This is a genomic window from Sulfitobacter sp. (assembly GCF_039977885.1).
GTDB lineage: Bacteria > Pseudomonadota > Alphaproteobacteria > Rhodobacterales > Rhodobacteraceae > Sulfitobacter.
On the sequence record NZ_JBDWCI010000007.1, the window covers coordinates 168,559 to 195,529 of the forward strand.

Below are 26,971 nucleotides of genomic sequence, written 5' to 3' on the forward strand. Positions count from 1 at the left end.
GACATCATGACCGCACAAGATCCCAAAATGCTCGAAAACCTCGCGACCGCGATTGGCCAAACCCACGGCGGCGCCCCGGCAAGCTTTATCCCTGCTGATGCCCCCTTTGACGAAGCCCAGCGCCACTGGCTCAACGGCTTGTTGAGCGGGCTACACGCAATTGCCGCCTCTGCCGCAGCCGAAGATGAACCCCAAGTCGGCACCGCACTGACTGTTCTGTATGGATCGCAATCAGGGAATGCCGAAGCGCTGTCCAAGGACCTGCGAAAATTCTCCAAGACCCAAGGGTTTGAGCCGACGGTTGCCGCGCTGGATGACATACAGCTGTCCGATCTTGCCGCTATGTCGCATGTGTTGATTATCGCCGCCACCTTCGGCGAGGGAGAGCCCACAGACAATGCCGCGAAATTCTACGCGGCCCTGATGGCCGAGGACGCGCCTACCCTTCCTGCAACCCTGACCTACAGCGTGTGCGGGCTGGGGGATGCCAGCTATGCCGAGTTCAACAAATCCGCGCGCGATATTGATACACGCCTGTCCGAACTGGGGGCGTCACGCGCGGCACCAATGGTTGCTTGCGACGTAGATTTTGACGACGATTATGCAGCATGGAAAACCGCAGCCTTTGACAGCGAGCCCTTCAAATCGGCCGCCGGCGCTGCCTCGGCCCCCGAGCCCGCGGCAGCCCCCGCAGGCTTTGACAAAAACCACCCCTTTATGGCGACCCTACTGACCAGAGAACGCTTGAGCGGAGAGGCTTCGGCTAAATCTGTGAACCACATCGAATTGTCGCTGGCTGGCGGTGGTGAGGACCTCGAATATCAGGTCGGCGATGCGCTTGGGGTCTGGCCGGTTAATTGCGCTGATGAGGTCGCAGCGATCCTGAAAACCTGCGGATTTTCCGGCAAAGAAACCATCGAGCTGAAGACCGGCCCCGTGCGGCTGCGCCCGGCTCTATTGACGCGGCTTGACCTGACGACCGTGACGCCAAAGACGCTCGAGACTTGGGGCGTGGAAACGGCCGAGGATGACGATCAGATCATCGACATCCTGTCCTCTGGTGATCTGGGTCTTACCCCGCAAACCTTGGTGGATGGCTTGCGCGCCCTGCAGCCAAGGCTTTATTCGATCTCGTCCAGCCCCAATATGCACCCCGGCGAGGTTCATCTAACTGCCGGCGAGGTGCGCTATGACCTACACCAGACCGCGCGCAAAGGCGTCACATCGACCTATCTGGGCGAGCGTTTGGCCGAAGGAGCAGCCGTTGGCGTTTACGTGCAAAAATCGGCGCATTTCCACATCCCCGATGATGACAGCCAGCCGTTGATCCTGATCGGCCCCGGCACAGGGATCGCCCCCTTCCGCGCCTTTCTGGAAGAGCGGGAAGCACGTGGGGCCACCGGCGAAAACTGGCTGTTCTTCGGTGATCAGCACCAGTCTTGCGATTACCTGTATCAAGAGCAAATTACCGCATGGCAACAAAGCGGATTGCTTACCCACACCGACCTTGCATGGTCACGCGACAGCGTCGAAAAAGTCTATGTGCAGACCTTGCTCAAGGCGAAGGGTGCCGAGGTTTTTGCATGGCTCGAAAAGGGGGCGGCCATTTATATTTGTGGCGATGCAAGCCGGATGGCCAGTGATGTAGATCAGGCATTGCGCGATATTGTCATGACCTACGGCGACCGCGACGCAGATGCTGCGGATATATATATCGACACGCTTGTTGCGACCCACCGATATCAGCGCGACGTTTACTGAGCTCGGACCTAAAGCTGTCGTAGCTCTGTGTTCAAGGCGTTGCGCCTTATCAACTCGCCCTCCTCCTGCGCCGCGCTTTACGGCGGCGCAAAAGGATCTGCGCGATCAAAAGATAAGGTACGAAAAAGCCTACAACCTGAAGCCGGTCAAACACCCCCGTCAGCGTTTCATTCGAGGCAACGCCACCGGTGAAGGCAAACCAGATGACGTAATGCATCCGGTAGATCCACGAACCCACCGCAAGGATAACAAAGTACACAGCCCAGTCGAAATGCCGCCCCAAATCCTTGGCCAGCGCATAGTAGACCGTATTGACCGCAGCCCAGAGCAGCGCGACGCCATACAGCGTAAACCACACGCTCATCCACCAGCCCCCGATCGTGCCCTGCAACGCAATATAGGCCAACCCGCCAAGTCCCGTCACAATGGCAAGCACAAATAAAACATACCCAAAGCGGCGGTGCAGCACCGGCCAACGCCGCCGAACAATCGGCATAGCCTGAAGCGGCGCACCGATTGCCAGAACAGCCCCCGCAATCATGTGCAGGGCAAGGGCCAGATTAGTTAAACCGCCACTACCCTGAAAAACCCGAGACACATCGCCCGGCACATCCGACAACAGCGCCCTCAGCCCCAGCTGGCCGGAATACACCACAAACCACCCCGTGTTCAGAGCAAGAAAAAGCAAAAATACTGTGGGAAAATGGCGGCGCATGCAGATTTAGATAACCTGCAATCGCCCTCAAAGCCACCGACAAAGGAGCCCGCGCCGGCTTCCTTCTCGGTTGGTTTTCGCATACGGGTCGCGAGCAAATCACAGCTGCCCGAGAAAGGATGTCACGATGATCACACCCGGAGCCTCTTTTAAAGACAATCTGCAACTTCTCCCATCAATTGACGGCATTGCCCGTATCGATCTTATCCAAGCAGACGGATCGGTTCTGGCGTCTATCGAAAACCAACCCGGAAAACAGGGGTCTCTTACCGTCTATCAATACCTGCACCAGACGTTCGGAACCATTGACACACGGGCAGCCGAGCACGGGATTGCCGTTTTCGCCGAGCATACAGCAGATGCCAAACAACGCCCCGGTGCCCACCCCAATATCGATCTGCTGTTCGATGTTATCAATCGCGGCATTGCCCTGACGGCAAAGATTATTCCGACCTGACACGGCCTATCCCTGCCGGTTGGGCCTCAGCTTTCGCGCACTTCCACGATCGTTGTCTCGCTCAACCGGCGGATAAGACTTTTTTCAACATCCTCCAGAACGCCGGCCACGCGCCGGTGCAGGGCATGTTCCACTGAACATGCAGGCACCTCAGTTTCAGTTGCAGGTGCCACAAGGCTTTCGTCGAGCGCCAGGTATACATCCGCCAGCGTGATGCTTTCCGGTGGGCGGGCCAATCGCCAACCGCCCGCATGACCCTTTTCAGATAGCAATAGCCCTGCATCTTTGAGGCGTCCCAAAACACGCCTCACAACAACAGGATTGGTGCCGGCATGCGCCGCGATATCAGAAGACGTTCGCACGCGCTGGGGCTCTCCGGCCATATGGCCGAGCGTGTGTAATGCAAGAGAGAGACGGGAATTGCGTTTCAAAGCACGATATCCGGAAGAATAGCCATCATGTAACTTACCCTGTTGCGTGCATCTAGTAACTGCGATAGTTGCGTAACGTCAATTCGCGACTATTGGGATCAAACTGGTGCAAAATCGTAATTCCCGCAACCTCGGTCAAACAAGCCTTACCGGTCGTCGCCGACATACGCACCCCATGAAAACCTATGATACGCTCCCCGCGCCTTTGCGACAGTGGCTTGCGCAGGCTGCTTTGCCATGGTCGCCCGCATCAGCCAGACGCATCTGGAGCCGTGCGCGTCAGCGCGGGCTCGAAGTCGAAGACGTGCTCAGAACCCTCACACAGGCCGAAACCCGCACCCTTGCACGGGACAAGCACGCTTTAGGCAACATCACACATCAGCGATGATCGCGGCTACACCTTTGCGCGCCTTGCACTATTGATTTTCGACGCTGGCCTTAGGTGTCATCCGATCTCGTTGGCGACATTTTGTACGATCTGCATAACCGCACATAACCGCGCCGTCCGATGTGGCACGCGACGGGTAATCGACCATAATTCGTGGTAACGGCGCTGGGGCAAAGCAGCGATTTTCAACTGACTGCGCCCCGCAAAAGCCTCAACCCCGCTGCGCGGCAGCAGGGTATAGCCGATCCCCTCTGCCACAGGTGCCGGTATCTGACCAATCTGGTTTACAAAGCTACGCAGGTTCAGCCGGTCTGCCCCTTCGAACTGATCAGGGAAATTCAAAGAAAACAAATCATCCGCATAAGCAAAACCGTCCGGATGCGCGATAAAGCCCCGTTGTTCGAGGCCTTCAAATGTGATCACCTCGTCCACACCATCCGCAGGCAGGATCAGGCATAACTCCTCGCGCCCGATATGGCGCGCATCAAGGCGCGGGTGGCTTTTGTCATGCCCCACAACACCAAGATCAAAGCGCCCGTCCAACACGCCGGAGACAACGGTATCTTGTGGTGCCGCTTCGAGGTGGATCATCAACTGTGGCGCAGCTTGCATGGCCGCCAAAAGACGAGGGTAGAGCAATTGTGCAAAGCTGCCCGAACAGGCGATCCGCACCTCGCCCACCGCCGGATCATCCGCCATGATCACATTCCGCAAGCTCTTTTCCTCGGCCCGCCGCGATAGCCCAAGGTCGCGCACCATCTCACCTGCGGCGGTCAAAGCAAAACTTTTACCCTCCTGCGTGATCAGTTTTTGCCCGACCTGCTGTTCAAGTTTGCGCAAATGCTGGGAAACGCCCGGTTGGGTCATATGCAACTTTTCCGCTGTACGGGTAAAATGGCCCGTTTCGGACAGGGTCGTAAAAGTTTCCAGCCACGTTGCGTTCAGCATAAATCATTACCTAAAATTATTAACTTAATTATAGATCATAATTTCACGTATTACCCAAGCCCAACTATCCTTTCACCAAGCAACACAGAAAAGGATACCCCTATGCTTCCGACACCTCGTAGTTTCTCGCATATCGGCATTTCGGTCCCCGACCTCGATGCAGCCGTAAAATTTTACTCTGAAACCATGGGCTTTTACGTCATTATGCAGCCCAGCAAAGTGACCGAAGACGAAAGCTCGATCGGCGCTATGTGCACTGACGTCTTTGGCCCCGGCTGGGACAGCCTACGAATCGCACATTTATCGACCGCAGACGGTATCGGCATCGAGTTGTTCGAATTCAAAGGCAACGAGGCACCGGACGACAATTTTGCCTACCGCCGCCACGGGACATTCCATTTCGCAATTCAGGACCCGAACCTTGAGGAACTTCTGGAGAAAATCATTGCCGCAGGTGGCAAGCAGCGGATGCCGGTCCGCGAGTATTTTCCAAACGAGAAACCCTATCGCATGGTCTATGTTGAAGATCCCTTTGGTGTGATCTTCGAGCTGTACAGCCACAGCTATGAGCTCACCTATTCCGCGGGGGCCTACTCCTAGGCGCGCTTGCCCCGAGAGCGGCATGATGTCGGCGCTCGTAACCTTTGATTCATCAAGAATTACGGGCGCCTGGCAACTATACCCATTCTTTACCTGGCGTAGCTAATTTCCCGAGCATTGCATTCTAGCGTTTGAAACCAACGCAGGAATTACATCCGTTCGTGAGGGAACCATGGCAAGCCAGACAATCGAAACCTTTTACCTCGGCATTCGTCCGGATCTGGACACCAACGATAGCAACTTCCAATCAGAAAACGCCGGCGCATTGGTCGGGCAGGTCTTTGGCGGTGCAAATGATCCTCTATATGAGCGCATAGAAAGCCTAAGTTTCAACGACGCGGATAACGACGGCGCAGTGCGCACAAATGATGCCCCGCAAACCGGCGAGGAGCTTGAGTATCAAGGTGTCTCGGAGGTCATGGATTCAGTCCAGACCTATAATGTTACCCTCACCTATATCGACGGCACGACCGCTCCGGCCCATCTGGTCATCGTTCAAGACGTCACCGGACGCACCTTTGTCACTTCCTGGAACGTCGGGAATGCCGATAACACCCCGCTGGGCGCGCAACCCATTGAATCAATTCAGATCGATTCAGTGAACATCGACACTGCCGCAGGCCTACGCGACGATCTGGATGAAGACTTGTTCATTGATGGCACTGTCGACGGAACGTCCGGCGACGATAATATCGACGAAAGCTACATTGACGCCGACGGAACCCAAATGAACGCTTATGGCGGCGATGATACGGTGTTTGGGGGCGATGGGAACGACACGATTGCCGGTGGCGGCGGGCAGGATGTTATCGACGGCGGAAATGATGCCGATGCGATCGACGGCGGCGATGGGCGGGATACAATCTCGGGCGGGGCCGGAGACGACACCATCGAAGGGGGCAATAACTCTGACGTCCTGTCCGGGGGCGCCGGCAATGATGTGATCACCGACATGGGCGGCGCCTTGTCCGATGATACGATCTTTGGCGAGGGCGGCAACGATACGATCGCCGGCGGCATTCGCGAAGACCTACTGGATGGCGGCGACGACGCAGACACCTTCATCCTCGAAGATGACTTTGGTGACGACACCATCATTGGCGGCGAAGGGGGCAGCGATAGCGACACGATCGACCTCAGTGCGCTGACCGGTCAGACGACCGTGGCCTTTACCGGCGATGAACAGGGCACGATTTCGAGCAGCAATGGCGATGTTGCCACTTTTTCCCAGATTGAACAGTTCATTTTACCGAATGGTGAAACAGTCGCCTCCGGCTCTGCTGGCGACGTCATCTATGTCGGCGACGCCAATGGAAATGCAGCAGGCGGCGGCGGCGGGCAAGATACCCTGTCCGGTGGGGACGGCAATGATAGTATCGGCGGGGGCAATGGGGACGACCTGATCTTTGGCGATGGCGGCAATGACGGGATCGGCGGTGGCGGTGGCAACGATCTGATCTTTGGCGGAGACGGTGATGATGGCATCGGGGGCGATGGCGGCAATGACACCATCTATGCGGGCGAAGGCAACGACGGTTTTGGCGGGGGGGACGGCGACGATCTTTTATTTGGTGAAGGCGGCAATGACGGGATCGGTGGCGATGATGGCAATGACACCATCGATGGCGGCGATGGCAACGATAGTATTGGCGGCGGTGTTGGCAGTGATGTCGTTCTAGGCGGTACCGGAGATGATGCCATCGGCGGTGACAGTGGCAATGATACTGTCGACGGCGGTTCGGGCAACGATGCCATCGAAGGGGGGACCGGGAATGATAGCCTCATAGGCGGTTCGGGTAACGATACGTTCACCTATAACGCTGGCGACGGCAATGACACGATTGCCGACTTCAATACCGGCAACAGCGGTTCTTTGAATGACGGCGATCCGACCAACAATGACTCGATTGATTTATCGGGATTTTATGACAACATTTTCGAGCTTCACGCGGATCAGGCAGATGACGGCGTCCTGAACCAATCCAATACGACCGGACCCGACGCAGTCGATTACAGCAACAATGACCAATTTGGCCCCGGCGAAGGCATCACATTCACAGGTGCTTCTGCTGATAGCAGCAGTTTTACGTCCGAGAACACCGGCGTCGTTTGTTTCACATCAGGCACCGCAATCCGTACGCCCTATGGCGATGCTCTGATCGACGACCTGAAAGTTGGCGATCAGGTCATCACAGCCGACAACGGCCCGCAACCCATCACATGGATCGGGAGGCGTCAGATCACACATCAACAGCTTTTAGGAAACCACAGGCTTTACCCGATACTCATAAAAAAGGGCGCTTTGGGCAATGCCCGCGATCTTCTGGTCTCGCGGCAGCACGGCATGCTGCTGGGGCAGGATCATCTTGCACGGGCAGTACATTTGACAGAGGGGACCCCGGGCATCCGCATCGCTTGGGGTAAAAGACAGGTGACCTATATTCATCTGATGTTTGAATCCCACCAGATCATATTTTCCGAAGGCATCCCGAGCGAAAGCTTCTATCCCGGCCCCCTCGCATTGGGCGCATTGAGCTGTGCTGCCCGTTCGGAGCTGATAACTCTGTTCCCCCAGCTAGGCACCCTTCAGAAAAGCAGGCATATAACACCGCCCTATGGGCACCCTGCCCGCGTATTTTTAGAAAACCGAAAAGCTGTCCGCATTTGGAAACGCGAAATGCCACATAAGCTCGCGCAGGCTATCCACATCTGAAGCAACCGAACCCAAAAGGCGCGGCACCCTTTATGTTATTTGCCGGCCAAGCCATTCACCTCTGCTCGCGCAGCGTGTTTTCAAACAATGCTTGCGCGAAACCTACTATGCGCCCATCGCCACCCCGAACGCGCCCCTGATCAATCAGAGCGGGCAGCGGCAGCGCCCCTGCTCCAATCGGTTGCAACGCCTGTGCAATTGATGTTAGCCCATTGTTTCCAAATATAGCCACGCTAATTCAAGCGCCAAGGATCGATGATACCGGCGCTTACTCGTCGCTCAATAGTGAAGGGCTTTGCCATCACTCGCTACGCTATTCACTCGATGCCCGTGTAAATTTTGCTGAAAAGCAATTTACCCCAATGCGAATTATGAGGAGACATGAATTGTCTGATGAAACGAACAACCACGGAATACCCGAACCACAGGGCGCCGCGGATGTCATTGATACAGAATACGAAATCGGCCAAGATAACGTCGATGGAGCTGTAGGACCTTTCGGTTTTGATATTCACAATCCGGTCTTCGCAATTTCAGGGGCTGCGATTGTAGCTTTTGTTTTCTTCACCTTGGCCCTGCCAGAACTTGCAGGTGGGCTTTTCAAAAGCATGTTCGACTTTACCACCAAAAACTTCGATTGGTTCCTGATCGGATCGGCGGATATTGTCGTGCTTTTCGCGCTGTTCCTGATTGTCTCACCTTTTGGAAAGGTCCGGCTGGGTGGATCAAAGGCCACGCCGGATTACACATACATCGGCTGGTTTTCCATGTTGTTTGCTGCCGGCATGGGCATCGGCCTGATGTTCTACGGCGTGTCCGAGCCGCTTTCGCATTTTTCCTCCTCCATCGGAGGCTCGGTATCTGAAAACGGCCTGCGCAGCGATTGGGCACCGCTTGCCGGCGCGCTCGATAATCAAAGCGAAGCCATCCGCCTTGGCATGGCAGCCACGATCTATCACTGGGGCCTACACCCTTGGGCGATCTATTCCATTGTTGGCCTCGCCTTGGCGTTGTTTACATATAACAAAGGTCTGCCTTTGACGATCCGCTCTGCGTTTTACCCGATCTTCGGAGAACGCGTTTGGGGGTGGCCCGGCCATTTGATCGACATCCTCGCCGTCTTCGCCACGCTGTTTGGTCTGGCAACCTCACTTGGCTTTGGTGCGACGCAAGCGAATGCCGGCCTGAACGAATTGTTCGGTATTCCCGTTGGAAACACGACAGAAGTCATATTGATCTCGGCGATCACCGCCGTCGCGTTAATATCAGTTTTGCGTGGTCTTGATGGCGGCGTTAAGGTTCTATCCGAAATAAATATGGGTCTTGCCGGCTTGCTGGCCCTGTTTACCCTCATCGTGGGGCCTACCGCATTTCTTTTCGCGTTCTTCTGGGACAGCCTGAAGGCCTATGTCGAATACCTGCCCGCACTGGCCAATCCCTTTGGCCGTGAAGATGTCAATTTCAGCCAAGGCTGGACCGCCTTTTATTGGGCGTGGTGGATCAGCTGGTCACCTTTTGTCGGCATGTTCATCGCCCGCGTCAGCCGCGGCCGGTCAGTACGTGAATTCATCACCTGCGTCCTGTTGATCCCCTCACTGGTCTGCGTCGCGTGGATGTCAATTTTCGGCGGCACAGCAATCCATCAGGTCATCTTTGACGGCTTCGCAGGCGCACAATCCGCAGAGCTTCCGCGCCAATTGTTCCAGATGCTTGGACAGTTGCCTTTGGCATCAATCACCTCGTTCATCGGTATCATTCTGGTCATCGTGTTCTTTGTCACTTCTTCGGATTCCGGATCATTGGTGATTGATACAATCACCGCTGGCGGCAAGGTCGACGCCCCTGCACCCCAGCGCGTTTTCTGGTGCATTTTTGAGGGTGCTGTTGCGATTGCCTTGCTGCTCGGCGGCGGACTGGCAGCCTTGCAGTCAATGGTCATCTCCACAGGCTTGCTGTTTACCATCGTCCTGTTGGTGATGTGCTATTGTATCTTCAAAGGCCTCCGGGACGAGCGAAACGAAACGAAATAACCCTTACTTTAGGGACGATATTAAATGCCGGGCGCTTTGTCATTTGCGTCCGGCATTTTTCGTGCCAACAGGCGTTCCTGCTATTTTGTCAGGCCAAAGCACGCCAAATAGCCGTAAAAAAATCGCGTTGCTATTTATAGCGCGACAAGGCGCAACAGCTTTGCCTTTACCCTTGGATCATTCCTTTTCAGCCGGCGGTTTGTCCGTTTCTGTTTTATTTTCGTCACGCCATTTCATCTTGAAATCATCTTGGTCGTGATGCCATTTAATAGCAAAAAACATGCCTACCCCCAGCACGATAAGCTTGAAGGGCAAAAAGATGAGGGGGAACAGATTAGCCCAATGCCAAACCATCTTACGTTCCTTTACGGATTGAATGCGCTACGCGCTGATCCACCTGATGCCGCATTCCTATCCCAACCAACATCGGCCATTTTGACGCGGCAGCCCGGCGAATTAAGATCGGATGGACGTGGAGGCATAGCAATATGCGACGCCTCCCGTCGTTCAGAGCAGCACGCAGTGCATGGCGAAGATCGGCTCACCGAATATTGGCGCTAATCTGGAGTTTCACCATTAGGCTTCCCCGCTGCAAACAAGCAAACGGCCTTGGGTACTCCCCAAGGCCGTTTCTCCATCTTCTCAGCCGAAATGACCTTTTGAGACGTTTAGGTCATGTCGCGTGGCACGCCACAACAGATGTGGCGCGCCATCTAACATTACCTATCAACATCTCAAAAATCGTTTCTTTTCAATGCGACTCGTTCCCATTGGCGCATCCATTTGAAACAAAATTTCATAAAGAATGACCTTTGTGGCAGACCTAGCTCTTCCCCAACCGCGCCGCCCCTATGTGTCCTAAGTTAACTTGTGCACGCTTAAAATGGTATCTCGCAAGGCTCGATCATCGTCAATTCAGCGGCAGCCATCAACCGACACGATCGGCCCAAAGCTGCCGTTCGTGCGAAACGCGCCTAATGACGGCTCCCAACCCAAAACCAACATCGCGACTTATCTCACTGGGCGGGGAGCGGTCGCACCGTACACCAGCAGATTCCGCATGACTTGTCCCGACCTTTAAGAAAACTGACGGGCTCCTTTCAATCTTGCGTTGTGCTTGGAGTCAAAACCGGCACAGTCTGCATGGAAATATGCTGCAGATAGAACAGGGTTTAAGAAATTGAATGAAGTCGAGCGCTTTGAGGAGTCATGCGATAAAGCAATTGGCAAACTTAGCCTTTGGGAAAAGCCACTGCGTAGCATCTTGACCGGATACATAATGATGGCGGACAGCCTGACATTTGGTGGGCGTTTCGGAAGCAAAATCGAACGCGATCAATACAAAGCTGAAAGGATCCTCGCACGGTTATCATATCTGGCTCCTTACCTGAGCAATTGCTCGCGAAAACTGCTCAAAAATAGCCAAGAAGCTATGGAGACTTTTGAGACAAGCGATGGCCCGGAAATTCAAGAGGCCCTAATGTATGCCCACTTTTGCGAAATCATGCCGCAGTTTAGGCAACAGTATTATGACGTTAAATTACAGGATAGGAATTTATACTTTTCGCACAAATCCGACGCTTTCGCTAAGAGCGAGGTCAAGGACGTCATCTTGACTGAGCTTTGCCTCGGGTTTGATACTAAAGAGCCTGAAACAATCCCTGTGACGTTACTTTCCAACATATCACGCCAACACCCTCACAAAGATCTATCAGCGTATATCAAAGGAGCAGCCGTAAATTACGGACTGCATCGGTCCTCCTTCTTGGAACCAACTTACATTCCTGATGATGCGTTCTCGGAATCTTTTGGATTTAGTAGAGACGCATTCGAGAAGGTCAGGGCAGCCCTATGGTCATTGTCAGATCTGCTTTTTGCCTTGTCGGCATTCTATGAAATGTCTGCTGGTCATGAAGATAATCGAGCTCAGTGGCAGTGGAGGGTTGTCGATTGCATTGCACCGACTTTCAAGCGCAGTTGGTTGGTTTCATTCTTATGTAGATTAACGGGACTGACCCCAGATCAAATAGTGTTAGTGCTAGACTTCTTGGTGGCAAGTGAGAAGCATGGTATGTTCAATCGTTCGGGAAATGGTTACCTACAACCGCTTGTGCAACTGGGGGAGTTCATTTTCACGTCACCGTTGCTGCTTCGAATGATGCCCAGCATAAGAAATATGCTCTATGCTCTTAACCAATCTGACCGAGACCACTTCAGTAAAACCGCTGCACACCATCTTGAGGTTGAGCTTTTAAAGGAGTGAGGTGCCCCTAGATTTGTAGACGGTTTGCTTGGTAATTTTGGAACCAAGGAGAGACGGATATGAGCAAGGGCATTCGATTTACGGACGAGTTTAAGCAGGACGCTGTGGCGCAGGTTGTTGAGCGTGGCTACGCGGTCAGCGAGGTGGCGGAGCGGCTGGGGATCAGTACCAAGTCGCTGTACACTTGGAAGGCGCAGTTTGCGAAGTCGCCGAGCGTCAGATCAGAGGTTACGGAACAGGCTGCCGAGATTAGGTGGTTGAAGCGAGAGCTGGCCCGCGTGACCGAGGAGCGCACCATCTTAAAAAAGGCGACCGCATACTTCGCGCGCGAATCTCAGTGAAGTATGCGTTTATAGAGGCCCACCGTGCGGAGTTTTCGGTGCGGTCGATGTGCCGGGTGCTGATGGTGCATTTCAGCGGATTCTATGCATGGCTTAAAGAACCGTTAAGCCCCCGTGCGCTTGAGGATGCGCGCCAGACGGAGCTGATCCAACAGGCGTGGACTGAGAGCGGCAAGGTCTATGGCTATCGCAAATTGACGGATGATCTGCGTGATGCTGGCGAGACCTGTTCTGAGAACCGTGTTGCGCGGATGGCCAGTATCGCAGGCATCGCAGCACAGATCGGCTATAAGCGCCGTCCTGGTCGCTATGGCGGCAAGCCTGCTGTCGTCGCGGACAACACACTGGATCGGCAGTTCGAGGTTGAAGCACCTGACAGGATTTGGCTGACTGATATTACCTACATACGGACGCACGAAGGTTGGTCTTATCTGGCCGTCGTGATCGATCTGTTCTCAAGACGGGTTGTCGGGTGGTCCATGCAGTCACGCATGACAACCGACCTTGCTTTGCAGGCTCTGCTGAGCGCCGTGTGGCGGCGTAAACCGAAGACTAAAGTCATGATCCACTCCGACCAAGGCTCCCAGTTTACCAGCACAGAGTGGCAATCGTTCCTTGGTAAACACAATCTGAATGCCAGCATGAGCAGACGAGGGAATTGTCATGACAACGCTGTGGCCGAGAGCTTTTTCCAGCTCCTAAAACGAGAAAGGATCCGGCGACGGACATACCTGACACGCGACGCTGCAAGGCAGGACGTGTTCAACTACATCGAGATGTTTTACAACCCAACACGCAAGCACACCAACAACGGTATGCTGTCGCCGGTTGACTATGAAATGAAACAGCAGAAAATGAACGAGGCAGGTGTCTAGAAAACTAGGGGCACCTCAGTTAGAACGCGCAAACACAAGGCGACAACGGACAGCAATCATAAGTTCAACATTGCGCCCAATCTGCTGGATCGTAACTTCACGGCGGATCAACCAAACCAGAAATGGGCCGGTGACATCACTTATATTTGGACGCGCGAAGGGTGGCTGTATCTCGCTGTAATACTGGACCTGCATTCAAGGCGCGTGATCGGTTGGGCGGTGAGCAACAGGATGAAGCGGGACCTGGCGATCCGGGCATTGAGCATGGCCATCGCCTTCCGAGCGCCGCCAAAAGGCTGCATCCATCACACGGATCGCGGGTCGCAATATTGTTCGCACGACTATCAGAAAATCCTGCGACAGCACGGCTTCAGAGTGTCCATGAGCGGAAAGGGAAATTGCTATGATAATGCGGCCGTTGAGACGTTCTTCAAAACGATCAAAGCAGAGCTAATCTGGCGAGACACATGGGAAACCCGCAGGCAGGCTGAGATGGCCATCTTCGAATACATCAATGGGTTCTACAATCCACGACGCCGCCACTCAACATTAGGCTGGAAAAGCCCTGTCGCTTTCGAACAAAAGGTGGCTTAAACAAGCACTTGGGGCGGCACTAAAGCGTGACAGGTCCATTCCTCAAAACATCAGCCTAATAATTGTGCAAACCTCAACACATTGCAGCCCAAAAAAAATCGGAATTTGAGAGTAGTAGGTAAGAAATCTAAACTGGATTGTAGTAAAATGGCGTTTATTTCTGAGATACACTATCGCACCAGTGATGTAGTTGTATCCGACAGCGCAACACACGAGTACGTGGAAATCACTTTGGCACCGGGTGAGGACCCCGCCGATTTTGTGCTGTCTTTTTACGGCAATGACGGTGTCCTTATGGATGGTGCCACCGACAATATTGAGGCGACCGGTGTTACTGACGGCCAAGTCACGCTGAGCGACCTTGTCGGTGTTCCTGATCCCGAAAACCCCGGCTACACAATCTATACGGTCACGGGCACCAGTTCCGTCCATGAGTTGGTCAATGCTGGAACGTCGCAAGTTAGTGACGAGGCGAATTTTATTGCCCTGACAAATATAGCAACCAACGTTGTCGCCGATGCCATCGGTATCGGGACAAATACTGCAACAACGTTATCCGGAGGTGCCGCAGACGGGGCGCTGACAACGAATGCGCCCCGTGTTGGAGGTGGCCAGTCGGTTCAATTTGATTCCGCTGGTAATAACGTTTCCGGCCCGCGATCGCCTGACGACTCGAACATCGTTTGTTTTTGTGCAGGCACGCAGATAACCGTCCCATCTGGCAACTGCTCGGTTGAAGATCTCAATGTTGGAGATTTGGTTGAGACTTTGGAGCACGGTCCGCAACCCATACGATGGATCGGGCGAAAGCGGGTTGATTACACGCAGCTTGAGAAAAACCCGAAGCTGCTGCCCGTCCGTATCAGCCAAGGAAGCATGGGGAACAATCTACCACATCGTGATTTGTTGGTCTCCAGGCAGCACCGTATGCTGTCATCTTCACGGATTACCAAGGGTATAATCGGGCGGACCACCTCACTTGTCGCAGCCATTAAGCTCACAGAACTGGCTGGCATTTCTGTTGATTACCAAGTCGAAAAAACTGAATATTTCCACATTCTTTTCGATCGGCACGAGGTCATTTTCGCAGAGGGTGCACCGGCAGAAAGTCTATATCTGGGGCAACAGGCCATACAGGTGTTGGACTGGCATGCGCGTCTCGAAGTTTATACGCTGTTCCCCGAACTGAAGAACGCAAACTTTAAATGGACTTCGGCGGCCTACATTCCTTCCAACAAGGAGCAAAAAAAGTTGTCGCTGAAACATGCACAACACAATGCATTCATGTTGGATCAAAATTGGGAACCAAGGACCCGTCCCGCCAACATAGCATGACTATTTCACCAGAAAACTAGGGCACAGTTTTTCGAGAGTGAGCTTTGGACGGTTCTTCGTGTGGGCAATGGCCCGGAATATATTAATGGAAAGCTGCTGGAGTGGGCCGGGAAGCGGAATTTTCGGCTGGAATATGTCCAGCGGGGAGAGCTGCAACAGAGCGTCTACGTCGAGAGCTACAATCGCACCGTTCACCCCTCCCATCGAAACTGCGTTTCGCCTCCTGGGCAACGGGACGGCTGGTTTGAAGTTGTCCGGCAAAACTGGACAGCGTGCTAAGATGTATCCAACCTTGAAGACAGGATACAGAAATGACGAAGAGACGCAGTTTTTCAGATAAGTTTAAGGCTGCGGTCGCGCTCGAGGCGCTTCGCGGAGACAATACGGCACAAGAGATTGCAGCAAAGCACAAGATCCACCCGGCGCAGGTGACGACATGAAAACGGCAGGAATTTAATCGCTGCCCAAGAGGGTCATGTGAAGCATGATCCCGAGAGGGGGCCTGACGTCAGCGGTACTTACCGGCTTGGGCGTTGAATCTTTGAGCGCGAAGGCGGTCGCCATGCTCTCTATCGCAGCGCGCTTCCATGTGCCGATCTGCGTCGCCTCTCACACATGCTTTGCATGTGTTGCCGGTAATAGGTGAACGCCATACTTCTTGGACAGCTCCGCCAGCGTCATCTCTTCACGGATGGCTTCAAGCGCGACCTTTACCTTAAACTCTGTTCTTTCGTTTCTTCATTTTGGATCACTTCTTTCGTCATGCGATCCACCTTAGCCACTGGTCTGAATTCCGGCGACCACTTCTCATCTTAATCACATAGTATGCCCACTCCGCAAAACTATTTTCCAGCGACTACATGAACACAAATTACGCAACGAATAGTGGCCAGCCACTTACACGCGACCCCAATTTGACCTTGGATCGCGTTGATGTGATAAATGCAGCTATTTTTCCAACAGGTTGAGATCTCGAGATCGGATCGGGCTGATTGTGTTGAAAAAACTCGGTATCTGCCCGGAGCAGATCGATTTTGCAGAACACCTTTCCGCTGAAGCCCCATTAGTAAACTATGTTTGCCATGGCGTGCGTTTCGAGAGCCATGTTCTGGTTCTTGAATATGATTTTGCGGTGGTGGAGTTTTTCAAAAAATCATCCCAAATTGCCCTTTTTCTGCATCGCAGCGAAGATCTGTAATTTACATATGAGCTTCACTTGGGTCCGCCCCTACATTGTTAACTGCGCGCGGGAAATATGCCTCAAAAATCCAAACCCAGATCAACTGAACCTGCCGAATGCGTCAATGCGCCTGACGAAATGTAATCCACGCCTGTCGCCGCGATTGACGCAATACGGTCGCGTGTTACGTTCCCGCTGGCTTCCGTCTTCATGCACCCATCCACAAGTGCAACTGCTTTGCTAAGCATTGCGTTGTCCATATTGTCCAACAAAACGACAGACGCCCCACCAACTTCGAGAACCTCCACCAGTTGATCTAGACGATCAACTTCAATCTCAACCGCCATCATGTGACTTGCATGTGCTTTGGTGGCTTCCAGCACATTCCGCACACCACCCGCCGCTGCGATGTGGTTATCTTTGATTAAGATTGCGTCTGACAATGAAAAGCGGTGATTAAACCCGCCGCCATGCAGCACCGCCAATTTCTCAACCAACCGTAGGCTCGGGGTCGTTTTACGTGTGCAGGTCACGCGAGCGTTCGTGCCCTTGGTTTCAGCAACAAATGCAGCCGTCTTGGTCGCGATACCCGTCAAACGCCCCGCAAAGTTCAAGGCCACCCGTTCACCAGACAAAATTGAGGCTGCACTTCCCGTTATCGTCATCAGGGTTTCACCAGCCTTACAAGGTTGACCATCGCTGATATGGGTTTCGATCTCAAGCGTCGCATCGACCAAATGAAAGGCAATACGCGCAACCTGCATACCCGACACGATAGCGTCGGTCCGTGCGTTCAGTCGCGCAGTATATGTCGTTTCGGACGGGATCACAGCGCGTGTTGTGACGTCGCCATAGCTTCCCAGATCTTCAATGAGGGCGTTACGTATCATCGGTTCTAGGATCATGTCTGGAACATTGGAAAAGCTCATATTGCTTCCTCGCAAATTTGGGACCGTATCGTCATGGCATCAAACAACGTTAGCCGTGATCGTTTGCCATCGCCTGAAAGAGTATCGGGAAAGTCGGATCGCTCATGCGCGCCGCGGCTCTCTTCACGGGTAAGAGCCGCGGCTGCAATCAGCGTCGCTGTTGCCGTCATATTTAGAAATGCAACGCTACTGCCAAATGCAGCCTCAAGTTCTGCGATCTTGCGCAAGGCTGCCTTGAGGCCCTTTGCATCTCGCACGACGCCAACAAGAGTCGTCATTGTTTGGCGCAGCTCTGCCACTGCCGTTTGATCAGGTGACGCACCGCCAGTTTCGAATGTGATGTCGATCTCTGGTGCTGTTCCTTCAGAGACGATTGCTGCAATACCTTCGGCGCAAATACGCGCGTAGACCAATGCTTCAAGCAATCCATTTGAGGCCAGACGGTTTGCCCCGTGCAATCCAGTCGAAGACGCTTCCCCGCAAACCCAAAGATTACCTAATGATGCGCAACCATTGGTGTCTGTCGCGATCCCACCCATGTGGTAATGCGCTGCTGCAGCCACCGGAATGGGTTCTTTCGACGGATCAATGCCGTGGCGCGCGCACGCATCTGCAACAGCAGGATAGTCTGTCTTGATTGCTTCACCCAAAGCATCACGAGTGTCGAGCATTGGACGCCGTCCCGCCTGAGTTTGCCCATATATGGCACGCGCGACAACGTCACGCGGCGCAAGTTCAGCATCAGGGTGCACGGTTTCCATGAACCGTTCACCTTGGTTGTTGATCAGGATAGCACCTTCGCCGCGAAGGGCTTCGGTTGCCAAGGGCGCGGGATCGTCGCCGACATCCATCGCGGTTGGGTGGAATTGAACGAACTCTGGATCTGCAAGCATCGCACCCGCACGGGCAGCCATACCAATCACCTGACCGCGAATGCGGGGCGGATTTGTCGTCACAGCATACAGCCCACCAGAACCGCCACCAGCAAGCAAAACAGCACTGCCCCGCAGCAGTATCGGGGCAGACCGCTCGTCATCTGATGACTGAATGGCGATGCCAGTAACTTGCCCATCCAAAACTTCTAGATCAAGCGCAATGGTACCTTCTAACACCTGAATTGACGGGGTCTTTCGGACTGCTTCGATCAGTGCCCCCATGATCTCGGAACCGGCTTGGTCGCCTTTGACACGGACGACACGCGCGAAACTATGTGCGGCTTCACGCGACATCACGTAATCACCGTTTGCATCACGATCAAAGGGTGCCCCAAGTGCTGTTAAATCGAGGATATGCGCACGGGCTTCTTGCGTGACTAAATCGGCAACGTTTGGGTCAACAGTACCATCCCCAGCCTTGACCGTATCAGCGGCATGACTTTGGGCACTGTCTGAGGCGTCCATTGCGGCGGCGACACCGCCTTGCGCCCAAGCCGAACTGGCCCCTTCACCCAGCCGCTCCGGCGATATCATCACAACAGGACGCGGCGCGAGTTTGAGTGCAGCATAAAGCGCGCCAAGCCCTGCGCCCACAATGACGATACGATCAGTTTGAATGGATTCCATCGGGTTTAAATGCCCAGCTTGCGCGACAAATCGATCATCGCTTGCACTGAATGGCGGGCCTTTTCGGCAACGGTTGGATCGACATGAACTTCGTTCTCGCCGCTGTGCAGAACCCACAAAATTTTCTCAAGCGAGATTTTTTTCATGTAAGGGCACATATTGCATGGACCAACAAAATCGACCTCAGGCAATTCGTCCGCAATATTGGACGCCATTGAACATTCGGTAATTAACATTGCCTTTTCCGGTTTTTCGTCCGTGACATACTTAAGAATGCCGCTGGTCGAACCAGAGAAATCAGCCTCTGCCACAACGTCTGGTGGACATTCTGGGTGTGCAATCAGGCGCGTTCCCGGGTTCCACTCACGGAATTCGCGTAGATCTTTTGCAGTGTATTGCTCATGAACGATACATGAACCGGGCCAATACACGATATTCTTGTGGCTTTGGTTCGCTACGTTTTGGGCAAGGTATTTATCTGGGGTCATAATCACCGTGTCGCTATCTAACGCGTTCACGATTTGTAGCGCATTGGATGACGTACAGCATATGTCGGATGCAGCCTTCACCTCAGCGGTGGTGTTCACATAGGTCACAACAGGCGCACCCGGATATTTGGCGCGCATCTCATCGATGCCTTCCGCCGTGATGCTTTCGGCCAATGAACACCCGGCTTCCATGTCTGGCATCAAAATTGTCTTTTTCGGGCTTAGGATTTTTGATGTTTCAGCCATGAAGTGAACACCGGCTTGAACAATCACATCCGCATCAACATCACTGGCCTTGATCGCAAGCTGCAAACTATCACCAACGAAGTCAGACACCCCATGAAAAATCTCAGGCGTCATATAATTGTGCCCAAGAATAACCGCGTTGCGCTTCTTCTTTAAAGCGGTGATCGCTTTGACATAGGGGGCATAGACCACCCAATCAGGTGGTGAAACGACACGAGACATGAGCGCATAGGTATCTCGCAGTTCTTCTGCGCATTCGGGCGACGGCGTGAGATCATAATGATCTGTTAGAACAGTGCGAACATGCGAAAGGTCGAGCATCGAAGGCGTCTCCAGCTATTTGAGGCACTCAATACATGATGAACGCCCACAGGCCAATCTATTGCGAGTTAGCTTTGATTTCCTGCGATGCTTCCCAAACCAGCCATTGAAAAATGCAAAAACCGAAGTCCGCTTTGTCCGCACAGCGGACCTTGAGCTGTCAATTTTGCTGCGTCAGGTGTCGAACGGCAGTTTTGCGGAAGCTGCAGCGCAGCGTGTGACCCGTCGGGCAACGGCGGCAATGGGCCGGTAGTGCCCAACGAACTAAGATCGGATGGACCTAGCAACACGCTATGCCTCCCATCGTTCAGACCAGCACGAGGTGCATGGCGAAGATCGGCTCACCAAATATTCGCGCTGATTTTGAATTGCTCCACCAAACATCGCCACAGCCAAACATGCAAACGGCCTCGGGTAATCCCCGAGGCCGTTTCTCCATCTTCTCAGCCGAAATGACCTTTTGAGACGTTTAGGTCATGTCGCATGACGCGCCACAACAGAAACCTCAAAGCGCCTGCATCAGCCGCATTTGCTGTGACCACAGCTGCCACATGTCATGCAGCCTTCGACCATTCTCAGCTCATACTGACCGCAACTTGCGCATGCTTTGCCGCGGGGCTGGTCCAGTCCTACGATTTTTGCCTTTGGGTCAGATTTCAGCCCCATCCCCTCGCCCGCGATGAAGCCTGTGGCGATCATGTGCTGTTCGATCACGCCGCCGATTGCGGCAAGGATTGAGGGAATGTATTTCCCCCCCATCCATGCCCCGCCACGGGGGTCGAACACAGCCTTGAGCTCTTCAACGACAAACGACACGTCACCGCCACGACGGAATACAGCCGACACCATCCGCGTGAGCGCCACAGTCCATGCGAAATGCTCCATGTTCTTGGAGTTGATGAAAACCTCGAATGGGCGGCGATGGCCACCAACAACCAGATCGTTGATTGTAATATAGAGCGCGTGTTCGCTGTCTGGCCATTTGATTTTATAGGTCGAGCCTTCAAGCTCCTCCGGGCGATCAAGCGGCTCTGTCATGTAGACAACGTCGCCATGCGGTTCTTGCGGCTCTTCGCCGTTATGGCTGATGACCTCGGGGGCCGCTTTTTTATCCTCAGATACTGACAGAACAGACCCAGTTACATCATTCGGGCGGTAAGTCGTGCAGCCTTTGCAGCCCGTATCCCACGCCTCCATGTAGACCTCCTTGAAGGTGTCAAAGGAGATATCTTCAGGGCAGTTGATGGTTTTCGAGATCGAGCTGTCGACCCATTTTTGCGCAGCGGCCTGCATCTTGACGTGCTCAAGCGGTGCGAGCGTTTGAGCGTTCACAAAATACTCGGGCAACTCGCGATCCCCGAATTTGTCACGCCACATTTGCACAGCATAATCAACAACCTCTTCTTCCGTACGGCTGCCATCTTTTTGCAAGACTTTGCGCGTGTATGCATAGGCGAATACCGGTTCGATGCCAGAGCTGACGTTGCCTGCATAAAGACTGATCGTGCCCGTCGGTGCGATGGAGGTCAGCAGCGCGTTTCTAATGCCATAGGTGCGGATTGCTTCGCGGACGTCTTCATCCATGGCGCGCATTGTACCGGACGACAGGTATTCCTCGGCATCAAACAGCGGGAATGCGCCCTTCTCCTTTGCCAATTCCACCGAGGCCAGATACGCGGCGCGGGCGATCGCGTGCAGCCATTGTTCGGTTTGACGCGCCGCCTCATCTGAACCATAGCGCAGACCAAGCATCAAAAGCGCATCGGCAAGCCCAGTCACGCCAAGCCCGATACGGCGCTTGTTCTTGGCTTCCAGCTGTTGTGCCTCGAGCGGGAATTGCGAGACATCAACAACGTTATCCATCATCCGGACGGATGTGGCGACCAGTCGGTTGAGCGCATCTACATCAAGCTGCGCCCCATCTTCAAAAGGATCTGCGACCAGCCGCGCAAGGTTGATCGAGCCCAGCAGGCAAGCACCATAAGGCGGCAAAGGTTGCTCACCGCAGGGATTTGTGGCGGCAATGCTCTCACAATAGCTGAGGTTATTGGCCTCGTTGATCCGGTCGATAAAGATCACACCCGGCTCGGCGAAGTCATAGGTCGCCTTCATGATCGCATTCCACAGATCAAGCGCCTGAACCGTTTTATAGGTTTTGCCGTCGAATTTGAGGTCCCATTGCTTGTCCGCTTTCACAGCTTCCATAAACGGATCGGTGATCAAAACGGACATGTTGAACATCCGCAGACGCGCGGCGTCGGACTTGGCTGTGATAAAGGCCTCTACATCAGGATGGTCGCACCGCATTGTCGCCATCATCGCCCCGCGGCGCGAGCCCGCAGACATAATCGTGCGGCACATCGCATCCCACACATCCATGAAGGACAACGGGCCGGACGCATCCGCCGAGACACCCAGCACATCCGCGCCCTTGGGCCGGATTGTGCTAAAGTCATAGCCGATCCCGCCGCCCTGCTGCATGGTCAGCGCGGCCTCTTTGAGCATGTCAAAGATGCCTGCCATACTGTCGGGTACGGTGCCCATCACAAAGCAGTTGAACAACGTCACACGCCGCGCGGTCCCTGCCCCTGCGGTGATACGGCCCGCAGGCAGGTATTTGAAATCTTCCAGTGCCTCGAAAAAGGTTTCTTCCCAGCTTTCCTTGTCGTCTTCCACCTGTGCAAGGTCACGCGCAATACGGCGCCATGTGTCTTCGACTGTGACATCATGGGCAGTGCCATCGGCGGCCTTAAAGCGGTATTTCATGTCCCAGATTTGTTCGGCGATTGGGGCAGCAAAGCGGGTCATGGCGATTCCTTGGCATGATTGAAAGCGGAGCATCAACATACCTAATTGCGCAGAAATTGCCATCACCGTTCAACCGGATCGGCGGCGACATACCACAACAGTTTGCATATTTGACACATTGCCATACCTTATGATGTGGCTCATGGGTGAGTCTGTGGATAAAGTGGTGGGTAACTCTGTGAGCAATAAATTTGTGCATCTCGTCAAGCTTTCAGTCGGCACTGAAAACATCGAGCAGCTCGAAGCATGGCAACGCCATCGCGCCGCGCAGGCGAAAGATGGGTTATATTGGCACCAGACCCGTATGTGGCCAAAACGCGAGGCCGAGCTGATCAATGGCGGCTCGATCTACTGGGTGATCAAGGGAGAGATTTCGGCGCGGCAGCGCATCATCCGGCTTGATGAAAAAACCGGTGCTGATGGTATCCGCCGCTGCGGCATCGTGCTGGATCCCGAGGTGGTCCCCACTGTGACTGCACTCAAACGCCCCTTTCAGGGATGGCGCTATCTTGCGCCGGAAGACGCGCCCGCCGACCTGACCAAAGGCCGCGCAACCGAAGAGGCGCTGCCCGTCGATCTCAGCCGCGCGCTTGCCGATATTGGCGTGCTTTAGTCCAGCCGCGCGATCAATTCGTTAAGCGTTGCCTTTTCGGCCGCGGTTGTCTCCGCAATCCGCGATTTCCACAACGTGGCCTGGCTGCGCAGGATCAAACCATCCGACAGGATCTTGAGGTGGTTGGCCCGCAGGGTATCACCTGTTGATGTGATGTCGGCGATCGCCTCGGCTGTCTCGTTGGCTACAGTGCCTTCTGTCGCGCCCTGGCTGTCGACCAAAGCATAATCTGCCACACCCGCCCCTCGCAAAAACTCACGCACCAGCCGGTGATATTTCGTCGCTATGCGCAACCGCATTCCATGCGCTGTGCGAAAGCCTGCGGCGACGGCATCCAGATCATGCAGCGTATCGACATCGATCCAGCCTTGCGGCACCGCAATGATCAGGTCCGCGTGACCAAAACCAAGCTCGGACAGGCTTTCTACTTCGCTGTCCCATAGAGGCAGCTTTTCATGCACCAGATCCGTACCCGTCACCCCCAGATGAATCCGGCCCGCTGCCAGTTCCCGCGGGATTTCCCCCGCCGACAACAGCACCAGTGACACGTTATCAATGCCCTCGACAACGCCTGCATATTCACGGTCGGATCCACTGCGCGCCAGGGTGATCCCGCGCGCACCGAACCATTCGAATGTCTTTTCCATCAACCGCCCCTTGGACGGCACGCCAAGCTTGATCGTCATGCCACGCCCTCCAACTGCAAAATGGCACCGGGGCGCATAACACCACCCACGGCCGGTATTTCACGCCCGCCGCCCAAACGGCGGGTCAGCGCGTCATAGCGCCCCCCCGTCGCCAAATGCGGTAGGTCATTGCGGCCCTCCGCGCGGAAGCCAAAGACAAAGCCGTCGTAATATTCCATCGACGAGCGCCCGTAACTGGCGTCAAACAGCAAAGTATCGACATCTACGCCCCGCGCTGCCAGCGCAGTCTTGCGAGCATCCACACGGGCCACAGCCGGAATGATCGTGGGCATATCCACGGACAGGTCATGCAATCGCTCCAACGCGTCCGGCATAGCCGCAGAAATATCGAGCACAGCCTCGATCATCTCGACATCGCGTGCGATAATCGGAGGCTGGTTGGCATCATCGCGCAGGATCGCAATTCGGGCATCAATTTCATGCTGACGGCGGGCCCCGACCATCGGCGCATCACTCGTGATCTCGCCTGCCAACAGCGCCTTACGCACGGCTGAGACGGGCTTTCGCCCTGCGAATTGTTCCAGCAATGCGCGAAAACGGCGCGGCCGCCAGATATGGCGCATCAACGCGGCTTTGCGCACCTCGGTTGTCTTCAGCCCGTTCACCACTGCCATCAGCACACCGATATCACCGGTCACAGCGCGCACGGGCAAATCCCCCAAGGCTCCCGCAATCGTCGCGAAAACTTCAGCATCGCTCTCCGCGGGGTCAGCGCGCTCAAACACCTCATATCCGACCTGCACATATTCATTAGCGCGGTCTGCATAAACTTCCTGACGGCGAAACACCTCGCCCGCATAGGTATAACGCGCAGGCTCGGCCCCCTGCGTCATGTGCATCTGCACCACAGGCACGGTGTAATCCGGTCGCAGCATCTGCTCTCCGCGCAGCGCATCCGACGTCACATAGGCGCGGGCGCGGATGTCTTCGCCGTAAAGGTCCAACAAAGTCTCGGCAGGTTGCAAAATCGGTGGTTCGACGGGTTGTGCGCCGAGACCTTCGAACACAGCACGCAAAGCTGCGGCTTTTGCATTGGTTTGTGCACGTGTCGGCATCAGCGGTATAGCTCCAGAATTTCGCGTACTTTGGCCACCAGATCGGCCCGTGGTACTTCATATTGGCTGGGGCGTTCTTTCCATTCTTCCAGAGTCGCATTTTCGGCCAGCTTGGCCCCCAGCACCAGATCTTTGATCTGGATAACGCCGTTTTCATGCTCTTCGCCGCCCTCGATTACCGCCAAGGGGCTACCGCGTTTGTCTGCATACTTAAGCTGGTTGCCAAAGTTCTTGGGGTTCCCCAGATAGACCTCGGCGCGAATGCCTGCCTGACGCAGCTCTGCGACCATTTGCTGGTAATCAGCCATGCGGTCTTTATCCATCACGGTGACCACAACCGGACCCTGGGCTGTCGTATCCACACGCCCTTTGGCCTGAAGCGCAGCCAACAGCCGGTCGACCCCGATAGAAACCCCCGTGGCAGGCACTTCCTGTCCGGTGAAGCGCTTGACCAAATCGTCATAGCGCCCGCCGCCCGCGACCGAACCAAAGTTGCGCGCGCGCCCTTTCTCATCCGTGATCTCGAATGTCAGCTCGGCCTCATATACGGGACCGGTATAATACCCCAAACCGCGCACCACTGATGGATCAATCTCGATCCGGTCAGAGCTATAGCCGCCCGCCGCCAACAGATCAGCGATGGTTTCAAGCTCGGCCACACCCTCAAGGCCGACAACACTATCGCCAACCAATTCGCGCAGGCGGGCACATGTCGCCGCACCACTATCGCGCTTGGCCTGCATAAAGCCCATCACCACATCGGCGCTGGCATCATCCAGCCCCGCGCCCTCGGTGAAATCACCACTGTCGTCTTTGCGTCCCTCGCCCAGCAACGCACGCACGCCGTCCGGCCCAAGGCGGTCCAGCTTGTCGATCGCGCGCAACACGATACCGCGTGCGGCTTCTTTGTCGTCGCCCGACAGGCCAGCCACTTCGAGCACACCGTTGAGCACTTTGCGGTTGTTCACACGCACAATGTAATCGCCGCGATCAATGCCGACTTCCTCAAGACAATCAGCCAGCATCGCGCAAATCTCGGCGTCCGCCGCAACTGATCCGGCACCGACTGTATCCGCATCACATTGATAAAACTGACGAAACCGCCCCGGCCCGGGCTTTTCATTACGCCACACAGGCCCCATCGCATAGCGGCGGTAAGGCGTCGGCAGATCATTACGGTGCTGCGCATAAACACGCGCCAATGGCGCCGTCAGGTCATAGCGCAACGCAAGCCAATCGCCCGGCTTTTCCGACTCAGCATCTTCTTGCCACGCAAATACACCCTCGTTGGGGCGGTCCACATCCGGCAGGAACTTACCCAATGCCTCGACCTTCTCGACCGCGGCACTTTCCAATGCGTCAAAGCCGTAACGATGATAGACCGCAGCAATTTTCGACAGCATTTCAGCGCGTTGCGTTACCTCTGCGCCGAAATAATCGCGAAACCCCCGTGGCGTTTCCGCCTTGGGGCGCGGGGTCTTTTTGGGCTTGGCCATGACGTACCTCTGCAAGGACAAAATCTTGCCTCGGCTCTACCGGATGGCGGCCCGAGGAGCAAGCAGGCGCGCGGTCGACCCATTGCGCAAACTGACAAAGGCGCATAGGGAACAG

At 54.7% G+C, this 26,971-nt stretch carries 23 protein-coding genes and 2 pseudogenes; 14 read left to right on the forward strand and 11 right to left on the reverse strand.

Features of this window, described 5'->3' with window-relative positions; all coding sequences use genetic code 11:
• Positions 1-6 precede the first annotated feature (6 nt).
• Complete coding sequence (locus tag ABJM03_RS04310) at positions 7-1,761, forward strand: flavodoxin domain-containing protein (protein ID WP_348415874.1); 1,755 nt, start codon at positions 7-9, stop codon at positions 1,759-1,761.
• A 49-nt stretch (positions 1,762-1,810) separates the two neighbouring features.
• On the opposite strand, the gene ABJM03_RS04315 is transcribed toward ABJM03_RS04310, so the two are convergent.
• Positions 1,811-2,476, reverse strand: coding sequence for a DUF2306 domain-containing protein (locus ABJM03_RS04315; RefSeq protein WP_348415876.1), 666 nt, complete (start codon positions 2,474-2,476; stop codon positions 1,811-1,813).
• Positions 2,477-2,603: 127 nt separating this feature from the next.
• Here ABJM03_RS04315 and ABJM03_RS04320 point away from each other — a divergent pair, with 127 nt between their 5' ends.
• The gene (locus ABJM03_RS04320) at positions 2,604-2,933 is read left to right on the forward strand and encodes a DUF2322 family protein (RefSeq protein WP_348415877.1); all 330 of its coding nucleotides are present in this window, start codon (positions 2,604-2,606) and stop codon (positions 2,931-2,933) included.
• 26 nt (positions 2,934-2,959) lie between these two features.
• Here the strand turns inward: ABJM03_RS04320 and ABJM03_RS04325 are convergent, their stop codons facing one another.
• Positions 2,960-3,364, reverse strand: a complete 405-nt coding sequence (locus ABJM03_RS04325; RefSeq protein WP_348415879.1) for an Rrf2 family transcriptional regulator — start codon at positions 3,362-3,364, stop codon at positions 2,960-2,962.
• Between the two features lie 106 nt (positions 3,365-3,470).
• Between ABJM03_RS04325 and ABJM03_RS04330 the strand changes: the two genes are divergently transcribed.
• A complete protein-coding gene (locus tag ABJM03_RS04330) occupies positions 3,471-3,752 on the forward strand; it encodes a DUF6525 family protein (protein ID WP_348415881.1) in 282 nt (93 codons plus the stop codon).
• A 57-nt stretch (positions 3,753-3,809) separates the two neighbouring features.
• Here the strand turns inward: ABJM03_RS04330 and ABJM03_RS04335 are convergent, their stop codons facing one another.
• On the reverse strand, positions 3,810-4,700 hold the full coding sequence (locus ABJM03_RS04335) for a LysR family transcriptional regulator (protein WP_348415883.1): 891 nt from the start codon (positions 4,698-4,700) through the stop codon (positions 3,810-3,812).
• 102 nt (positions 4,701-4,802) lie between these two features.
• On the opposite strand from ABJM03_RS04335, the gene ABJM03_RS04340 reads away from it, so the two are divergent.
• The 3 genes from ABJM03_RS04340 to ABJM03_RS04350 all read left to right on the forward strand — a co-directional run bounded on the left by ABJM03_RS04340 (position 4,803) and on the right by ABJM03_RS04350 (position 10,043).
• On the forward strand, positions 4,803-5,300 hold the full coding sequence (locus ABJM03_RS04340) for a lactoylglutathione lyase family protein (RefSeq protein ID WP_348415885.1): 498 nt from the start codon (positions 4,803-4,805) through the stop codon (positions 5,298-5,300).
• A gap of 172 nt (positions 5,301-5,472) precedes the next feature.
• Positions 5,473-8,013: a Hint domain-containing protein gene (locus ABJM03_RS04345; RefSeq protein ID WP_348415887.1), complete on the forward strand. Its 2,541-nt coding sequence runs from the start codon at positions 5,473-5,475 to the stop codon at positions 8,011-8,013.
• Positions 8,014-8,399: 386 nt separating this feature from the next.
• On the forward strand, positions 8,400-10,043 hold the full coding sequence (locus ABJM03_RS04350) for a BCCT family transporter (RefSeq protein WP_348415889.1): 1,644 nt from the start codon (positions 8,400-8,402) through the stop codon (positions 10,041-10,043).
• Between the two features lie 177 nt (positions 10,044-10,220).
• Here ABJM03_RS04350 and ABJM03_RS04355 read toward each other — a convergent pair whose 3' ends face one another.
• Positions 10,221-10,397, reverse strand: a complete 177-nt coding sequence (locus tag ABJM03_RS04355) for a hypothetical protein (RefSeq protein WP_348415890.1) — start codon at positions 10,395-10,397, stop codon at positions 10,221-10,223.
• Between the two features lie 826 nt (positions 10,398-11,223).
• Between ABJM03_RS04355 and ABJM03_RS04360 the strand changes: the two genes are divergently transcribed.
• From ABJM03_RS04360 to ABJM03_RS04390, 7 genes and pseudogenes are all read left to right on the forward strand, one after another.
• A complete protein-coding gene (locus tag ABJM03_RS04360; RefSeq protein WP_348415892.1) occupies positions 11,224-12,306 on the forward strand; it encodes a hypothetical protein in 1,083 nt (360 codons plus the stop codon).
• A 59-nt stretch (positions 12,307-12,365) separates the two neighbouring features.
• Positions 12,366-13,522 (forward strand): IS3 family transposase gene (locus tag ABJM03_RS04365; RefSeq protein WP_348415894.1). Its coding sequence is split into 2 segments (ribosomal slippage): positions 12,366-12,612 and positions 12,612-13,522, totalling 1,158 coding nucleotides; the frame shifts between segments, so codons are not numbered across the junction.
• Positions 13,523-13,537: 15 nt separating this feature from the next.
• Positions 13,538-14,116 (forward strand): annotated as a pseudogene (locus ABJM03_RS04370) (IS3 family transposase); the annotation flags it as partial.
• A gap of 147 nt (positions 14,117-14,263) precedes the next feature.
• Entirely contained in the window at positions 14,264-15,451 is a 1,188-nt protein-coding gene (locus ABJM03_RS04375) for a Hint domain-containing protein (protein ID WP_348415895.1), read from the forward strand.
• Between the two features lie 57 nt (positions 15,452-15,508).
• Positions 15,509-15,643 (forward strand): annotated as a pseudogene (locus ABJM03_RS04380) (IS3 family transposase); the annotation flags it as partial.
• Between the two features lie 119 nt (positions 15,644-15,762).
• Entirely contained in the window at positions 15,763-15,891 is a 129-nt protein-coding gene (locus tag ABJM03_RS04385; protein ID WP_348415897.1) for a transposase, read from the forward strand.
• Between the two features lie 557 nt (positions 15,892-16,448).
• The gene (locus ABJM03_RS04390) at positions 16,449-16,649 is read left to right on the forward strand and encodes a hypothetical protein (protein ID WP_348415899.1); all 201 of its coding nucleotides are present in this window, start codon (positions 16,449-16,451) and stop codon (positions 16,647-16,649) included.
• A 62-nt stretch (positions 16,650-16,711) separates the two neighbouring features.
• On the opposite strand, the gene nadC is transcribed toward ABJM03_RS04390, so the two are convergent.
• The 4 genes from nadC to ABJM03_RS04410 form a co-directional block, all read right to left on the reverse strand.
• On the reverse strand, positions 16,712-17,560 hold the full coding sequence (gene nadC / locus ABJM03_RS04395; protein WP_348415900.1) for a carboxylating nicotinate-nucleotide diphosphorylase: 849 nt from the start codon (positions 17,558-17,560) through the stop codon (positions 16,712-16,714).
• Complete coding sequence (locus tag ABJM03_RS04400; RefSeq protein ID WP_348415902.1) at positions 17,557-19,122, reverse strand: L-aspartate oxidase; 1,566 nt, start codon at positions 19,120-19,122, stop codon at positions 17,557-17,559. Before ABJM03_RS04400 ends, nadC begins: the two co-directional genes overlap by 4 nt.
• 5 nt (positions 19,123-19,127) lie before the next feature.
• Positions 19,128-20,177 carry a quinolinate synthase NadA gene (gene nadA, locus ABJM03_RS04405; protein WP_348415904.1) on the reverse strand — a complete coding sequence of 350 codons (1,050 nt, stop codon included), beginning with the start codon at positions 20,175-20,177 and terminating at the stop codon, positions 19,128-19,130.
• Positions 20,178-20,696: 519 nt separating this feature from the next.
• Positions 20,697-22,985, reverse strand: coding sequence for an adenosylcobalamin-dependent ribonucleoside-diphosphate reductase (locus ABJM03_RS04410; protein WP_348415906.1), 2,289 nt, complete (start codon positions 22,983-22,985; stop codon positions 20,697-20,699).
• Between the two features lie 142 nt (positions 22,986-23,127).
• Between ABJM03_RS04410 and ABJM03_RS04415 the strand changes: the two genes are divergently transcribed.
• Positions 23,128-23,598: a DUF1489 domain-containing protein gene (locus ABJM03_RS04415; RefSeq protein WP_348415908.1), complete on the forward strand. Its 471-nt coding sequence runs from the start codon at positions 23,128-23,130 to the stop codon at positions 23,596-23,598.
• Here ABJM03_RS04415 and hisG read toward each other — a convergent pair.
• The 3 genes from hisG to hisS are packed head-to-tail and all read right to left on the reverse strand — an operon-like array spanning position 23,595 to position 26,856.
• Positions 23,595-24,284, reverse strand: a complete 690-nt coding sequence (gene hisG, locus ABJM03_RS04420; RefSeq protein WP_348415910.1) for an ATP phosphoribosyltransferase — start codon at positions 24,282-24,284, stop codon at positions 23,595-23,597. The genes ABJM03_RS04415 and hisG overlap by 4 nt on opposite strands.
• Positions 24,281-25,360: an ATP phosphoribosyltransferase regulatory subunit gene (locus tag ABJM03_RS04425; RefSeq protein WP_348415912.1), complete on the reverse strand. Its 1,080-nt coding sequence runs from the start codon at positions 25,358-25,360 to the stop codon at positions 24,281-24,283. Before ABJM03_RS04425 ends, hisG begins: the two co-directional genes overlap by 4 nt.
• Positions 25,360-26,856, reverse strand: coding sequence for a histidine--tRNA ligase (gene hisS / locus ABJM03_RS04430; RefSeq protein WP_348415913.1), 1,497 nt, complete (start codon positions 26,854-26,856; stop codon positions 25,360-25,362). The genes ABJM03_RS04425 and hisS overlap by 1 nt, the downstream gene beginning before the upstream one ends.
• Between the last annotated feature and the right edge of the window lie 115 nt (positions 26,857-26,971).